The sequence below is a fragment of the Streptomyces sp. 1-11 genome (genome assembly GCF_007176755.1).
In the GTDB taxonomy this organism is placed as follows: Bacteria; Actinomycetota; Actinomycetes; order Streptomycetales; family Streptomycetaceae; genus Streptomyces.
In genome coordinates, this window is the sequence record NZ_BJTV01000005.1 from 220,609 (window position 1) to 235,528 (window position 14,920).

Consider the following 14,920-nt stretch of genomic DNA (forward strand, 5'->3'; position numbering starts at 1 on the left):
AATCGTAGGAGTCCTGGTGACGCAGAGTGGACAGGGCGAGGAGCCCTCGGCGCGACCCGCGCACGAAGGCATCGTGCTGCCCTCCGACGGAGGCGAGCCGCTGCTGCCGGGCATGACCGGCGCGCCCGCCCCGGCCCCCGGCGCGCCCACGGGCGGCCAGGCCTGGGGCGGCTCCTGGGGCCCCGAGCGGCAGCAGCCGCAGCAGGACCAGGAGTGGCCGCCGGCGGCCGCCCAGCAGTGGGGCACCCCGGAACAGCGGCAGCCCGCCGCCGGTCCCGGCCCGCTGCCCCCCGAGGGCGCACCGGCCCCGTCGTACGGCGACCAGGCGTACGGCCAGGCACCGGGCTACGGCCAGGCCCCGGGCTACGGCCAGTACGACGGCGCGGGCGGGTCCGCCTACGGCGGGAACCCGCAGGCCCCGTACGGAGCCGCCCAGCAGCCCGGCTACGGCACGCCCGACGCCCCGCAGCCGGGCTACGGCACGCCCGACGCCCCGCAGCCCGGCTACGGCACGCCCGACGCCTACCAGCAGTACCCGGGGCAGCCCTCGGCGCCCCTGCCGCCCGCGTACCCGGCGCAGGGCGCCCCGCTGCCCCCGGCCGACGAGGGCGCGACCCAGTACATACCGCCGGTCCCGGCCGCTCCGGCGGACGAGGGCGCCACCCAGTACATACCGCCGGTCCCGGCTCCTCCGGCGGACGAGGGCGCGACCCAGTACATGCCCCCGGTCCCGGTGGCTCCGGCCGACGAGGGCGCCACCCAGTACATGCCTCCGGTGACCCCGGGCGCGATGCCGGTCGGGCACTCCGACGCGGAGGCCACGCAGTACATCCCGCCCTACGGCGCCCAGGCGCACGGCGGCGAGCGGCAGCCGCCCGCCGAGTTCGACAACCTCTTCCGCGGCGGCCCCGGCGACCAGGCCCCGGCCGGGACCACGCAGCAGATGCCGCGCGTCCAGCCCCCGAACGCCCACCCCGGCCCGGCGCAGCCGCCGTACGAGCCACCCCTGGACGGCGGGCGCGGGCGCGGCGGCCGCTCGCGGGTGCCGCTGATCGCGGCCGTCGGCGTCGGCATCGTGGTCCTCGGCGTGGGCGCCGGCGCGCTGCTCAGCGGCGGGGGAGGGGACAAGGGCACCGACGGCGAGACCGTCGCCGCCTCCTCCCCGGTCACCCAGGACTCGCCCTCCGCGGCCGCGTCCGCCGACCCGGCCGAGCAGCAGGCCATCGCCCTGGACAAGCTGCTCGCCGACAGCGGCAGCAGCCGGGCCTCGGTGATCCAGGCGGTGGCGAACGTCAGACGGTGCGACAACCTCGGCCAGGCCGCCACCGACCTGCGCAACGCCGCCAAGCAGCGCAACGGCCTGGTCACCCGGCTGGGCCAGCTGTCGGTCGACAAACTGCCGGCCAACGCCGAGCTGACCGCCGCCCTCACCAAGGCCTGGCAGGCCTCGGCCGCCGCCGACAACCACTACGCGGCCTGGGCCGGCCAGGTGGGCGGCGGCAAGAAGGGCTGCCACAAGGGCCATGCCCGGGGCACCGGCGAGACCCAGGCGGGCGACCGGGAGAGCGGCACCGCGAGCGCCCAGAAGACCAGGGCGGCGGCGCTGTGGAACACCATCGCCAAGAAGTACGGCCTGACCCAGCGCCAGCCGACCCAGCTCTGAGCTGGGCGGGGCGCCGGGCCGCGGGCCGGGTCAGTCGAGGTCCGCTCCCTGGAGCGTGCTCGTCATGTCGGTGATGCCGTCGAATCCCGAGCCCGGGGACTTCTTCGCCTCGACCAGCTTGCCGTCCTCGACCACCTGGAGGGTCACGTCGGCGTTGACCAGCCGGGGCAGGCCGAGGCCGGCGAGCTTGCCCTCGTAGGGCCAGTGCAGGGTCGGGGTGAGGCCCCCGGTGTACACCTTCAGGTCCTTGTCGAGGGTGTGCCGCACGCTGTCGGCGCTCACCTCGCCGTCGCCGATCTTTGCGAGCACGGCCCTGAGCACGGTGTAGGCGATCCAGGTGGTCTGCACTCCGGCGTCCGCGGGGTCGATGCGGTTGTCGCTGAAGGCCTCCTCGCTGATCACCTTCTTCATCGGGTCCCACCGGGGGTCGGACGTCACCGGGTACCAGCCGGTGATGTACGCCCCCTCGTAGGGGCTCGACGCACCGCCCGTCGCGTTGATCACGCTCTGGTCGACGCTGCCCGTCACGGTCGCCGTGCGCACTGCGGGGAAGGCGTCGCGGGAGCGCCGGAAGGAGTCCATGAAGGTGCTCGTGCGGTCCCCGAGCGCGGGCACCACGCAGCCCTTCTTCGTCCCGTTCGCGGTCGCGGAGCGCAGCGCCTGCTCGGCCTGGGAGTCGTACTCGGTGGCGTTCTCGGCGGCGAGCTGGTCGCCGGTCGCCGCGTGCCCGCCCGCCTTCAGGCCCGAGTCGAGCAGGGTGGGGAACTGGTCGCCCGCGATGCTGTCCGGGCGCACCAGGGCGACCTGGCCGCAGGCCGCGGCCAGCGCCCGGCCCAGTCCGGCCAGCAGGGCGGGCTGGCCCCCGTTGACGGGGTACGACATCTGGCCGGTGAACTCGTCGTTGCTGATGCCGTAGCCGCCGATGTAGGGGATGCCGGCGCTCTCCAGCGGGGCGAGGTAGGAGTCGACGTACTGGCTGTAGGAGCCCACGACGGCGATGACGTCCTCGGCGGCGGCGCGCCGGGCGCACCTAGCCGCGCCCACGCTGTCGTTGTGGTCGTTGCAGGTCAGGACCTCGAGCCTGCGGCCGTTGATGCCGCCGTGACTGTTGATCCACTTGCCGTACGCGCGGGCCATCGCGGGCATGCCCGGCTTGTTGGTGGCGTCCGTGTTCTGCGGCGCCCACGTCATCACCTTGATCGGGTCGTCCCCGGAGCCCCCCGTGGCACCGGGGATGACCCCGCATCCGGCGGTGAGCGACGCGACCGCGGTCAGTGCGCCCGCGGCGAGCAGGACCGCTCTGGCGGGCCGGGTGGAGGAGGGGAGGAAGGTGCTGCGGAAGCGTCGCCTGCCGGTCATGGACACGCACGATTCCCTCACACCGCTAACCCAGGAGTGACCCTCGGTCGATGAAAGGTGACACCGAGGTGAATTCCGGGGGCCGGTGCGACCGGCGTGGTGGGGAACGTACGATCGATGACCGTGCAAGGTTCGGAGAACTCTTCCCGTCGCGGCCGTCGCTCCTCCACCATGGGCGGCATGCCACTGAACGACATGCCGTGGTGGCGCTGGCGCAGCAACGTGCGTTCCGCGCTGCACATGCTCTCCGACCCGGTGTTCCAGCGCGACGTCTGGCTGGCCGGTGTGGACGGGTACGGGGACGTCACCGACGCCGTGTACCGGCTGGTGGAGGACACCTGGCTGGACAACTGGTCGGCGGAGAAGTACGTCGGCACGATATTCCGGGACTCCCAGGAGGCGGCGCTGGTCGACACGGCCGTGCTGCGGGTGCTGCGGATCATGCACCAGGTGGGCCCGGACGCGCCGGTCTCCGCCTACCTCGACCATCACGCGTGGCCAGAGGCGGTGCGGGCGGCGCGGGACGCGCACCTGCGTCTCGCGGCCAGCGACGGCGACGACCCGGACACGGCCCCGCGCACCCTCGAGGTCCTGCGGATCATGACGAGGACCGCGTAGGCGAGGCGCCGCGCGGGCGGCGGCGGGTCCGCCGCGGACCGCCGCCCGGCGCCGGGGGCCGCCCCACAGCCCGTTTCGCCACCCGTCCGCCCTGCGGGACGACCGCTCACGGCTCGTGGCCGGTGTGGGAACCTGTGGTGCATGAACGAGCAGCCCGCCCGCGCCGCCGCCCCGGCCGACCAGTACGTCCTCACCCTCTCCTGCCCTGACAAGAAGGGCATCGTGCACGCCGTGTCGAGCTACCTGTTCATGACCGGCTGCAACATCGAGGACAGCCAGCAGTTCGGCGACCACGACACGGACCTGTTCTTCATGCGCGTCCACTTCTCGGCCGATGCGCCGGTGACGGTGGAGAAGCTGCGGGCGAGCTTCGCGGCGATCGGCGACTCCTTCCACATGGACTGGCAGATCCACCGGGCCGACGAGAAGATGCGCGTCGTGCTGATGGTCAGCAGGTTCGGGCACTGCCTGAACGACCTGCTGTTCCGCGCGCGGACCGGGGCGCTGCCGGTGGAGATCGCGGCCGTGGTCTCCAACCACACCGACTTCGAAGAGCTGGTGGGCTCGTACCACATCCCCTTCCACCACATCCCGGTGACGAGGGAGAACAAGGCCGAGGCCGAGGCGCGGCTGCTGGAGATCGTGCGCGAGGAGCGCGTGGAACTGGTCGTCCTCGCCCGCTACATGCAGGTCCTCTCGGACGACCTGTGCAAGCGGCTCAGCGGCCGGATCATCAACATCCACCACTCGTTCCTGCCGAGCTTCAAGGGCGCGAAGCCGTACCACCAGGCGCACGCGCGGGGCGTCAAGGTCATCGGCGCCACGGCCCACTACGTCACCGCCGACCTCGACGAGGGCCCGATCATCGAGCAGGAGGTCGAGCGGGTGGGCCACGACGTCACGCCGGAGGGCCTGGTCGCCGTGGGCCGCGACGTGGAGTGCCAGGCGCTGGCCCGCGCGGTGAAGTGGCACGCGGAACGCCGGATCCTGCTCAACGGCCGCCGGACGGTCGTCTTCGCCTAGGCCTGTTGAAGGAGGCCCCCAGGGCCTCCCGCCCGGGCCCGTCACGGCCAGTCCGGCCCGCCGCCGCTCGGCCAGCGCGGCCGGCAGCATCCGGGCCGCCAGGTCGATCATCCGGTGCAGGTGCCGAGGCGCGGGCGGCTCGTAGGGGTAGTCCACCGCTTCCGCGATGTCCTCCGCGTGCACCCAGCACTCGAAGGCCCGGTCCAGCATCGCGTCGCGCAGCGGCAGCCCGAAGCCGCCGTACGGCACCTCGAGCCCGCCGGCGCCGCCGCCCGTGAAGGACACCGTGCGCACCAGCAGGTGGCTCTGCTCCCGCCAGGGCGACCGCACGGACCGGGTCGGCGGGAAGTGCGACGCGCGCCAGAACGCCTCGGTGCGCGCGGCCGGTCCCGCCGCGGCCCGCCCCGCGTCACCGACGGCCTCGGCGAGCGGATCGTCCAGACCGAGCGCCACGGCGACCAGCCCGTCCACCGACAGCAGATGGGCGATCACCCCGGCCACGGTGGTGCGGCGGCTCGTCGCCGCGCCTGCCTCGAACCACCGCAGCCGCACCGGCGCGTGCCACTCGGCGTCCCCGAAGTCCTGCAGCAGCGCGTCCAGCCGCGCGGTCTCGGCGTCGTAGGGCGCCGCCCACTCGGGCACCGGGATGCGCGGCGGCCGGCGTGTCAGGCAGCTCTCCAGAACGCGGGTGCGCAGGGCCGGGTCCAGGTCGAGGCTCTCCGGCTGGTGCAGCAGTCCGACCGCCTCGCGCAGCCGGCGTGCCTCGTCCGCGCAGCCGCCGCAGTCGCCGAGGTGTTCCTCCACGGCCGCCGTCTCCGCCGCCGAACAGGCCGCGAGGGCCCAGGCGCCGAGGAGCGACTTCAGGACATCGTGCGACAACTCGAGCGGCACGGGCGCGGGTTCCCCGGGATCGGCGGCGTCGGGCAGGGGCAGCCCGCTGTCCTCGACGGAGGCGCGGGGCGGCGGGATACGGAGTTCGCGTTCGTCGTCGGGCCCGTCGTGCTCGGCGAAGCCCTCGGGGCCGGTCACACCGCACCTCCGTATCCCGGCGGGGCGCCGGCGTCGTGCGCGGTGGACAGCAACTGGAGACCGAGGCGGAGCCGGCGCCGGGCCTCGTCCTCGGTGACGCCGAGGTCGGCGGCGGCCTGCCGGTAGTCGCGCCGCTGGAAGTAGGCCAGTTCGAGCGCGGCGCGCAGCGGGGCGGGCATCGAGTGGACGATGTAGTCGGCGCGGGCGGCCACCGAGGCCCGGCGCACCCTGCTCTCCAGGCTCTCCAGTTCCTCCGCGAAGCCGCTCCCGCCCCGGGGGAGCGCGGCGGACTCGTCGGCGCGCAGCCGCTGCACGGCCAGCCGCTGGGTCACCTGGGCCACCCAGGTGCGCAGCGGGCCCTGCTTGGGGTCGTAGGTGTCGGGGTGCTCCCAGACGTGCGCGAACACCTCGCGGGTGACGCCGTCGGCGGCCCGCTCGTCGCCGAGGACCCGGTGGGCGAGGCTGTGCACCAGGGAGGCGAAGCGGTCGTACAGCTCGCCGAGGGCCGCGGCCTCGCCGCGTGCGAGCCGCTGCTGCATCTTGCGGTCCCAGCGGGGCGGTACGTCCTTCTGCGCCATGTCGCCCCTCCCCTCGCGCTCGTCCGACAGGTCCAGCGTGTCTGCACCGTCATCTCGAATGTAGTCCGCACGTCCGACAACGCACGCCCCTTTGTGTCAATGTGCGCCCCCCGAGGCGTCGCAGGTGATAGTGCCCTCTTCACACATCCTTCACTCGGATCGCGCCCGTATCTGATCGAACAGGATCGATAGTGACTGAAACAAGCTCCTTGTCGATCGTGCGCGGTTTGCCACCCGAAGTTTCAGGGAACGGCCGCTGGGCAGCCGCGCGGAAAGAAACGTAGGAACTGCTTCCGTTTCCGGGCGGTTCCGCGGACCGGCGAGCGGAGGGGCGTGGCCGTGACATTCGAAGTGACCGGCGTGGAGCAGGAAGGGTGGACCGTGCTCCGGGTCGGCGGCGAACTGGACCTCATCACCTCGCCGGTGCTGCGCCAGCGGGTGCACGACGTGGTCGCCGAGGGCCACCACGACCTGGTCCTCGACCTCTCGGAGGTCTTCTTCTGCGACTCCAGCGGCGTCGGCGTGCTCATCGCCGCCCGCCGGCTGATCCGTTCCTGCCAGGGCCGGCTGCGGCTGATCCTGCCGGACCGGGGCGCGGAGGACGGCTCGCACGTCAACCGGGTCCTCAGCGCGCTCGGCGTCCGCCGCCTCTTCGACGTACGCCCCGACGTCGAGTCCGCCGTCACCGACGAGGCCGACCCGCTGTCCGCCTGAGCCCGAGCACATCACGCGGCCGCCGCCACCGGGTTGCCGCGAAATTCCCCCGGTCTTGGCACAACCGCCGTTTTCCCGCCACCTGCCCGCCGCCCGCGACGTACGCTCCCAGCCGGATCAACCCACGTCGACGTAAGGCGGCCCCACAGACATGGTCAGCACCGAGTACGAGCGCAGGATCGCCGCCCGGTTCGCCGGCTTCGACCAGGACGGCAACGGCTACATCGACCGCGAGGACTTCAGCGCGGCGGCCAAGGCCCTGCTCGCCGAGTTCTCCGTGCCCGCCCGGTCCGACCGCGGACAGGCGCTCTACGCCGGAGCGGAGGCGTTCTGGCAGGGCATGGCGGGCATCGCCGACCGGGACGGCGACCAGCGCATCACCCGCGAGGAGTTCGTCACCGGCGCGGTCAAGCGGCTGCGCGACAACCCCGACCGCTTCGCCGAGATCGCCCGCCCCTTCCTGCACGCGGCCCTCGCCGTCGCGGACCCGGACGCGGACGGCCGCGCCTCCGTCGCCGACACCGTGCGCGTCCTGCGCGTGCTGGGCGTCCCGGAGGACGTCGCCCGGGCGACCGCCACCGCCCTCGACGCCGACGGCGACGGCGGGGTCGGCGAGGCGGAGATCGTCCCGGCCTTCGCGCGGTACTTCACCGTTCCCGAGTAGCCGTTCCCGGCAGCCGTCGCCGTGCAACGCGCCCGGCTCCGCACCCGGTTCGGACGACCCCTGGCCCAAGATGTCGCGGATCGTGGCGTGCCGGTGTCACAGAGCGTCGATACCGGCTCGTGTCCTCGACGTGACTCGTCACGTCCCGGAGTCGCGCGCCGACTCGGGTACCTTGTGTGGGATGCGAGTGGCCGCGAGCACGAGCCCAGCCGGTCGCGCACCCGGGCCAGCCCCGGACCGCGCGGCGTTCGCCGCTGCTCGCGGGGCGGTACGGGCTCGTTTTCCGGCCCGTTTCCCCGCCTGTTCGACTCCCCGGCAAGCGCGTCGCACAGTATGCCGTACGCGTACTCCTTCGCGCTGGAATATGCCCGAAGCCCTTGTTGGGGTGACTGTACGTCAACCATGCTGTCGCGTAAGGGAATCACGTTCCGTGACCCTTGCTCTGGCCGTTGTCCTGGCCATGCAGAAAATGGCTACGATCGTGGCCCTCGTCGCGGTGCGCGTCGCTGTTTGTGGCGCGGCGTTCGTGCGTGGCGGGGCCATGTGTCCGCCGGTTCGGATGGTGTGAGCGGTGCAGGTGCTTCAAGTGCAGCTGGAGATCCGGCCCGACCCCGCGGAGGTGGGCCGGGCCAGACGGTGGGCCCGCTCGCGGCTCACCGGGCTCGGAATAGGGGCCGACGAGCCGTTGGCCGAGACGCTGGTCCTGCTGGTCTCCGAGCTGGTGACCAATGCCGTGGTGCACACCGGCCGGCCGGCCGTGCTGCGGCTCTACCTGCCGGGGAGCGCGCCGGAGCCGGCGTCCGACCCGGCGTCCGGGGCTCCCGGCGCGGCAGGCGCCACGGACCCGGCCACCACGGACCCGGCCGCCTCGGATCGGGCCGCCACGGATCCGGCCGCCGCGGCCACCGTGCGGCTCGAGGTGGCCGACACCAGCTCCCGCGCCCCCGTGCCGCGCTGCGTCGGCGGTGACGCCACCGGCGGCCGGGGCCTGGCGCTCGTCGACTGCCTGGCCGACCGCTGGGGCTGGCACGCCGAGGGCTCCGGCAAGAGCATCTGGTGCGAGCTGGACCGCTGCTCGCAGTCCCGGGAGGGTGCCCCGCCGGCGTACGGGGGCGGCCTGTCCGCGTACGAGGACTTCGCCTTCGAGGCGGTGTAGGCGTCCGGCGCACCGGTGCGCCCCGGGTGCATCCGTGCGCGGGCACCGCGAACCGGTGCTGAACGACGAATCAGCCCGCCCGTGTTGACGGCACGTCACCGGGTGCACACGCTGGTGGGCAGCGAATCGCCGTGAGGGGACGGCGAGGGCCCGCCGGACGGCTGGGTCCTCGCCGAGTGCGAGTCGCACCGGACGGCGGCGCGGCGCGGAGGCGGGGGCGCGCCGCCAGCCGGGACCGGGCCGCCGGCCCCGGCTCACGGCACGGCGGGAGAACGCGCGCCGCCCGGCTTCTCCACAGGCTGTGGACGGCTCATCGCACCGACCCGGTGCGGAAGGTCCGCCGGTACGCGGTCGGTGTCACTCCGAGCGCCTGCTGCAGGTGCTGGCGCATCGACTGGGCCGTGCCGAAGCCGGCGACCCGGGCCACCTGGTCGACCGACAGTTCGGTGGACTCCAGCAGGTGCCGGGCGCGTTCCACGCGCTGCGCGGTGAGCCACTGGCCGGGGCTGACGCCGACCTCCTCGCGGAACCGGCGGGTGAAGGTGCGCACCGACATGGACTCCTGCGCGGCCATGTCGCGGAGCTGGATCGGCTCGTGCAGCCGGCCCAGCGCCCAGGCGCGGGCCGCGGTGGTCGTGGCGAGCTGCAGGTCGGGCACGGGCCGCTCGATGTACTGGGCCTGGCCGCCGTCGCGGTGCGGCGGTACGACCGTGCGGCGGGCCACGTCGTTGGCGACCGCCGTGCCGTGGTCGCGGCGCACGATGTGCAGGCACAGGTCGATCCCGGCGGCCACGCCGGCCGAGGTCAGCACGTCGCCGTCGTCGACGAACAGCACGTCCGCGTCGACGTCGATCTTCGGGAACAGCCGCTGGAACCGCTCGGCGTCGGCCCAGTGCGTGGTGGCCGGCCGCCCGTCGAGGAGTCCGGCGGCGGCGAGGACGTACACGCCGGTGCAGATGGAGGCGAGCCGGGTGCCGGGGCGGACGCGGGCGAGCGCGGCGGCCAGTTCGTCGGTCAGCCTGCCCTCGTCGTAGAGCGGGCCGAGTTCGTAGGAGGCGGGGACGATCACCGTGTCGGCCGTCTCCAGCGCCTCGGGGCCGTGCGCGACGTGCACCGCGAAGTCGGCGTCCGTCTCGACCGGCCCGGGCGGCCGGACCGAGCAGGTCACCACCTCGTACAAGGGCCGGCCCGCCGCGTCCCTGGGGCGGCCGAAGATCCGGTGCGGGATGCCCAGCTCGAAGGGGAGCAGGCCGTCCAGAGCCAGGACGACGATGCGGTGCGGACGGAATTCCTCGCCGGCGGTCATGGCCCGATCCTAGCGAACGCTGTCCGCCGGGCCACTCGTCGCGCGGGACCCGGTCGAGGACGCTTCATGACGTGACTCAGACAACCGAAGCCGCCGCTCCCCTCCAGGCCCCGCCCGCCCGGCGCCGCCGGGTGCACCGCGCCTGGTACGTCGCCGCCGTCACCTTCGTCACGATCATCGGCGCGGCCGCCTTCCGTTCCCTGCCCGGCCTCCTCATCGACCCGCTGCACCAGGAGTTCGGCTGGTCGCGCGGGACCATCGGCGCGGCCGTCTCGGTCAACCTGGCGCTCTACGGGCTCACCGCGCCCTTCGCTGCCGCGCTCATGGACCGCTTCGGCATCCGCCGGGTGGTGGCCGTCGCGCTCACCGTGATCGCGGTCGGCTCGGGCCTCACCGTCTGGATGACCGCGCCCTGGCAGCTGATGCTGTACTGGGGCCTGCTGGTGGGCCTCGGCAGCGGCTCGATGGCGCTGGCCTTCGCCGCCACCGTCACCAACCGCTGGTTCACCGAGCGGCGCGGGCTGGTCAGCGGCATCCTCACCGCCGCCTCCGCCTCCGGCCAGCTCATCTTCCTGCCGGTGCTGTCCTGGACGGTGGAGCACCACGGCTGGCACCCGGCGGCCGTCACCGTGGCCCTGGCCGCCCTCGCCGTGGTCCCGTTCGTCTGGATCCTACTGCGCGACCACCCGGCCGACGTGGGCCTGAAGCCTTACGGCGCCGGGGAGTTCGTGCCGAAGCCGCCGCCGGTCACCGGCGCCGCCCGCCGCACGCTCGGCGTCCTCGCCTCCGCCGCCCGCACGGGCCCGTTCTGGCTGCTGGCCGGCACCTTCGCGATCTGCGGCGCCTCCACCAACGGCCTGATCCAGACGCACTTCGTGCCCGCCGCGCACGACCACGGCATGCCCGTCACGGCGGCGGCCTCGCTGCTGGCGGTCGTCGGCGTGTTCGACGTCGTCGGCACGATCGCCTCCGGCTGGTTCACCGACCGCTTCGAGCCCCGCCGGCTGCTCGCCGTCTACTACGCCCTGCGCGGAGTCTCGCTGCTGTTCCTGCCGATGCTGCTGGGCCCGTCGGTGCACCCCCCGATGGTCTTCTTCATCGTCTTCTACGGCCTCGACTGGGTGGCCACCGTCCCGCCCACCCTGGCCCTGTGCCGGGAGCAGTACGGCGAGGACAGCGCCATCGTCTTCGGCTGGGTGCTCGCCTCCCACCAGGTCGGCGCGGCCCTGGTCGCCTTCCTCGGCGGCGTCGCCCGTGACGCCTTCGGCTCCTACGACATGGTCTGGTACGCCTCCGGCACCCTGTGCGCGATGGCGGCCCTGATGGCCCTGGTCATCCGCCGGCGCCCGGCGGCGGCGCCGGCCCTGGTGCGGCCGGCCTGAGCCGGGCGGCGGGCGCCCGGCTCAGCCCCGGGCGCCCGCCGCGAGCCGTCGCGCCACGGCCCGGGCGATCCGCTCCGCGTCGATGGCCAGCTCACGGAACATCCCGCTGATCGGATTGGTGAACCCGGTGAAGTACAGGCCGGGGGCGCCGTCCGGGGTGCGGGAGCCGTGCACCACGGGCCTGCCGCGTCCGTCCAGCACGCCCAGGTGCCCGACCAGTTCGTCCAGCGCCCGTTCGTACCCGGTGGCCGCGATCACCACGTCCGGCGTGAGACGGGCGCCGTCGGCGAGGACCACCTTCCCGTCCTCGAACGCCTCGACGGCGGCGACGATCTCCACCTTCCCGCCGCGCACGGCGTCGACGATCCCGACGTCCTGCACGGGGATGGCGCCCTCGCGCACCCTGCTGTACAGCCCGCCGGCGGGGCGCGGCAGGCCGTGCGCGGACAGGTCCGGGGTGACGGCCCCGCCCAGAGCGCGGGCGAGCCGGTCCACGAGCCGCACCGGCAGCCGCCGCACCAGGACCCCCGTGTACTGGGCGGCCCATCCGGCGGTCGAGCGGCGCACGATGTGCGGGGCGGTGCGCACGGCCAGACGCACCCGCGCCGCGCCCCCCTCCACCAGGTCGACGGCGATCTCGGCACCGGTGTTGCCGATGCCCACCACCAGCACGTCCCGGCCCGCGTACGGGCCCGGGTTCCGGTACTGACCGGCGTGCAGGAACTCCCCGCCGAAGCCGTCGACGCCGGGCCAGTCGGGTACCCGCGGGGTGTGGTTGTGGCCGGTGGCGACGACCACCGCGCTGCCGGTCAGCTCCCGCCCGCCGGAGGCGTGCAGCACCCAGCCGCCGTCCCCGGCGGGATCGACGCGGAACACCTCGACGCCGGTGACGATCTCCAGCTCGTGGTGCTCGGCGTACTTCTCCAGGTACCGGACCACGTCGTCCCGGGACACCCAGCGCCCGAACCTGCGGGGTATGGCCAGGCCCGGCAGGGCCGACAGGCGCCGGGTGGTGTGCAGGCGCAGGCGGTCGTAGTGCCGTCGCCAGGAGGCGCCCACCCGGTCCGACTTCTCCAGCACCACCGCGCGGACGCCCCGCGCCCGCAGCGCGTACGCGGCGGCCAGTCCGCCGGGACCCGCGCCTATGACGTAGACGGGGCGGTCGGCGGGGGTCGCGGTGAGCCGCGCGGAGGAGGGACGGGAGTCGGCCATGAGCGCGAGCGTAATCACACACCCGGTTGATGGGTCTCGGTCAAGACCGGAATTGGTTGCGGATTGATCACGCCTGTCGGTGACGTGGCTGTGCGGTTCGCGGGCCGAACCCACCGCGGAGACTCGGTCCGCCCTGGAGGCCAGGTCCGCCCTGGAGGCCGGGTCCGCCCGGGGCGGCGAGGCTCACGGCCACAGGAGGTTCTTGCTCCAGCCGAACTCCGTGCGCCGGTACTCGAGGCGTACGTGGCGGCGGTCGGGGTCGCCCTGGAAGAACTCCACCGTCTCCGGGCGCAGCCGGTACAGGGTCCAGGTGGGGGAGGGCTCGGTGGGGTTCTCGCGGGCCCGGTCCCAGGCCGCCTCCGAGGCCTGCCGCAGCTCCTCCAGCGAGGACAGATCCGCGCTCTGCCGTCCGGTCAGGGCCGCCGCCAGCGCGCCCGTCGAGCGTGCGTGCAGGTCCGCCAGGCTCTCGTGCGAGGGGGCCGAGGCCACCGTGCCGCGCACCCGCACCTGACGGCCGAGGACCGGCCAGTAGAAGGCCAGGGCCGCGTAGGGGCGGGCGCTCAGGGCGCGGCCCTTGCGGCTCGTGGCGTGGCTCGCGAAGGACCAGCCGTCCGCGTCGGCGCCGTGCAGCATGACGATCCGTACGTCCGGCCTGCCCTCCTCGTCCGTCGTCGCCAGCGACATCGTGTGCGGCTCGGACTGCCCCGCCTCCACCGCCTCCGCGAACCAGCCGGTGAACAGGGGCAGCGGCGTCGGGGGCGCCGTGTCCGGGTCGAAGGGACGCAGCTCGGTCACCCCGGGCGCCCACACCCGCAGGGACCGCAGCATGTCGTGGAGATCCTTTTGTGCCATGGGGCGAGTATGGCCGCAGGCGGCGGCCGTACTCGCCCCGGACGCTCCCGGCGCCGGTCAGGTGTCACGGGACCGCCTTGGCGCGCTCACCGGGGAGCCGCCGCCGGCCGGTCAGAGCGTCGCGAGCCGTTCCACCAGCAGCAGCGCGCCGACGCCCAGCATCGCCGCGCCCGAGGTGCGGGTGACCGCGCGGGCCGCCGCCGGGCGGGCGGCCAGCAGGACGCCGGCGAGCGCGCCGACCGTGAGGTAGACGGCCGCGCAGCAGGCCATGTGAAGCAGGCCGAGCGCCGCCGTCTGCGCGGGTACCGGCAGCCGGTGGCCGGTGAGGGTCAGGAACTGGGGGAGTACGGACAGGTACAGCAGCAGCCCCTTGGGGTTGAGCCCGCTGATCGTGGCGCCGCGCAGGAAGAGCCGCCCGGCGGCCGGCGGGCCGGCGTCCGCGTCCGGTACGGCCGGGCGGCGCAGCACCCCCCAGCCCAGCCACAGCAGATATCCCGCGCCCGCCACCGTCAGGGCGGTCAGCAGCCGGGGCGAGCCGGCCACCAGGACCGCGAGACCCGCCGTCGCCAGGACCGTGTGCAGCGCGTACCCGCAGACCAGACCCGCCACCGCGCGCGAAACCCGGCCGCCGCGCAGGGCGGTCGCGATGACGTAGGCCCAGTCGGCGCCCGGCACGCACACCAGCAGCAGGTCGACGGCGAGGAAGGAGAGAAGCAGTGCCGGTTCCATACCGGCGACATTAGGCGTGAAAGGCCCGAAAGTGTTCCCGTTGTTTGCGCGTTGTCCCGCAGATCGGGGGAGAATATTGCTCGTGGACGAAGTGGACAGGAAAATCCTTGCCGAGCTGCAGCAGGACGGGCGGCTGACCGTGACCGAGCTGGCCGCGCGGGTGCGCCTCAGCGTCTCGCCCTGCCACCGGCGGCTGCGCGAGCTGGAGCGCTCCGGCGCCATCCAGGGCTACCGGGCGGTGGTGGACGCGGGCGCGCTCGGGCTGAACTTCGAGGCGCTGGTCTTCGTCTCCATGCGGCAGGAGGACCGCGACACCGTCGCCGAGTTCGAGCGGGCGGTCGGCGAACTGGACCATGTGCTGGACGCCCAGCGGCTGTTCGGCGAGCCCGACTACCTGCTCCGGGTGGCCACCGCCGACCTCGCCGCCTTCCAGCGGCTGTACGACGAGCGGCTGGCGACCCTGCCGGGGGTGCAGCGGCTCACCTCGACGCTGGTGATGAAGCACGTGGTGCGGGACCGGCCGCTGCCCGCGGCGCGGGGCTAGGGCCCGCGGCGGCAACCCCTGGTACGGGGCCCAACAGGCCCTGGAAAACGGGTCGTTCGTGCTGTTGGGGCACGAGGTTCCTGTGGTACAC

At 74.0% G+C, this 14,920-nt stretch carries 14 protein-coding genes and 1 pseudogene; 8 read left to right on the forward strand and 7 right to left on the reverse strand.

The features are described 5' to 3' along the window. The first annotated feature begins 16 nt into the window (after positions 1 to 16). Positions 17 to 1,663 (forward strand): hypothetical protein, encoded by a 1,647-nt coding sequence (locus tag TNCT1_RS12915; protein WP_143631043.1) that lies wholly within the window; start codon positions 17 to 19, stop codon positions 1,661 to 1,663. Positions 1,664 to 1,693: 30 nt separating this feature from the next. Here TNCT1_RS12915 and TNCT1_RS12920 read toward each other — a convergent pair whose 3' ends face one another. Beyond that, the gene (locus tag TNCT1_RS12920; protein ID WP_174266265.1) at positions 1,694 to 3,022 is read right to left on the reverse strand and encodes an ABC transporter substrate-binding protein; all 1,329 of its coding nucleotides are present in this window, start codon (positions 3,020 to 3,022) and stop codon (positions 1,694 to 1,696) included. A gap of 117 nt (positions 3,023 to 3,139) precedes the next feature. On the opposite strand from TNCT1_RS12920, the gene TNCT1_RS12925 reads away from it, so the two are divergent. Further along, positions 3,140 to 3,640 carry a hypothetical protein gene (locus TNCT1_RS12925; protein ID WP_143631044.1) on the forward strand — a complete coding sequence of 167 codons (501 nt, stop codon included), beginning with the start codon at positions 3,140 to 3,142 and terminating at the stop codon, positions 3,638 to 3,640. Between the two features lie 141 nt (positions 3,641 to 3,781). Beyond that, positions 3,782 to 4,663, forward strand: coding sequence for a formyltetrahydrofolate deformylase (gene purU / locus TNCT1_RS12930; protein WP_143631045.1), 882 nt, complete (start codon positions 3,782 to 3,784; stop codon positions 4,661 to 4,663). Between the two features lie 20 nt (positions 4,664 to 4,683). Here purU and TNCT1_RS36275 read toward each other — a convergent pair. Then, a pseudogene (locus TNCT1_RS36275) lies at positions 4,684 to 5,692 on the reverse strand (maleylpyruvate isomerase N-terminal domain-containing protein); the annotation flags it as partial. Then, positions 5,689 to 6,270 (reverse strand): RNA polymerase sigma factor, encoded by a 582-nt coding sequence (locus TNCT1_RS12940; protein WP_143631046.1) that lies wholly within the window; start codon positions 6,268 to 6,270, stop codon positions 5,689 to 5,691. The gene TNCT1_RS12940 and the pseudogene TNCT1_RS36275, both read right to left, overlap by 4 nt. Positions 6,271 to 6,603: 333 nt before the next feature. Here TNCT1_RS12940 and TNCT1_RS12945 point away from each other — a divergent pair, with 333 nt between their 5' ends. From TNCT1_RS12945 to TNCT1_RS12960, 3 genes are all read left to right on the forward strand, one after another. Continuing rightward, positions 6,604 to 6,984 carry an STAS domain-containing protein gene (locus TNCT1_RS12945; protein WP_143631047.1) on the forward strand — a complete coding sequence of 127 codons (381 nt, stop codon included), beginning with the start codon at positions 6,604 to 6,606 and terminating at the stop codon, positions 6,982 to 6,984. 151 nt (positions 6,985 to 7,135) lie between these two features. Beyond that, positions 7,136 to 7,648 (forward strand): EF-hand domain-containing protein, encoded by a 513-nt coding sequence (locus TNCT1_RS12950; protein WP_143631048.1) that lies wholly within the window; start codon positions 7,136 to 7,138, stop codon positions 7,646 to 7,648. Positions 7,649 to 8,234: 586 nt separating this feature from the next. Next, on the forward strand, positions 8,235 to 8,804 hold the full coding sequence (locus TNCT1_RS12960) for an ATP-binding protein (RefSeq protein ID WP_174266267.1): 570 nt from the start codon (positions 8,235 to 8,237) through the stop codon (positions 8,802 to 8,804). A 310-nt stretch (positions 8,805 to 9,114) separates the two neighbouring features. Here the strand turns inward: TNCT1_RS12960 and TNCT1_RS12965 are convergent, their stop codons facing one another. Continuing rightward, the gene (locus TNCT1_RS12965; protein WP_143631050.1) at positions 9,115 to 10,110 is read right to left on the reverse strand and encodes a GlxA family transcriptional regulator; all 996 of its coding nucleotides are present in this window, start codon (positions 10,108 to 10,110) and stop codon (positions 9,115 to 9,117) included. Between the two features lie 71 nt (positions 10,111 to 10,181). Here TNCT1_RS12965 and TNCT1_RS12970 point away from each other — a divergent pair, with 71 nt between their 5' ends. Further along, entirely contained in the window at positions 10,182 to 11,492 is a 1,311-nt protein-coding gene (locus TNCT1_RS12970) for an MFS transporter (protein ID WP_143631051.1), read from the forward strand. Positions 11,493 to 11,513: 21 nt separating this feature from the next. On the opposite strand, the gene TNCT1_RS12975 is transcribed toward TNCT1_RS12970, so the two are convergent. From TNCT1_RS12975 to TNCT1_RS12985, 3 genes are all read right to left on the reverse strand, one after another. Continuing rightward, the gene (locus tag TNCT1_RS12975) at positions 11,514 to 12,704 is read right to left on the reverse strand and encodes an NAD(P)/FAD-dependent oxidoreductase (protein ID WP_143631052.1); all 1,191 of its coding nucleotides are present in this window, start codon (positions 12,702 to 12,704) and stop codon (positions 11,514 to 11,516) included. 183 nt (positions 12,705 to 12,887) lie between these two features. Then, the gene (locus TNCT1_RS12980; protein WP_143631053.1) at positions 12,888 to 13,556 is read right to left on the reverse strand and encodes a pyridoxal 5'-phosphate synthase; all 669 of its coding nucleotides are present in this window, start codon (positions 13,554 to 13,556) and stop codon (positions 12,888 to 12,890) included. Between the two features lie 111 nt (positions 13,557 to 13,667). Continuing rightward, on the reverse strand, positions 13,668 to 14,285 hold the full coding sequence (locus TNCT1_RS12985; protein ID WP_143631054.1) for a LysE family translocator: 618 nt from the start codon (positions 14,283 to 14,285) through the stop codon (positions 13,668 to 13,670). 82 nt (positions 14,286 to 14,367) lie between these two features. On the opposite strand from TNCT1_RS12985, the gene TNCT1_RS12990 reads away from it, so the two are divergent. Beyond that, positions 14,368 to 14,829, forward strand: a complete 462-nt coding sequence (locus TNCT1_RS12990; RefSeq protein WP_143631055.1) for an Lrp/AsnC family transcriptional regulator — start codon at positions 14,368 to 14,370, stop codon at positions 14,827 to 14,829. Positions 14,830 to 14,920 lie beyond the last annotated feature (91 nt).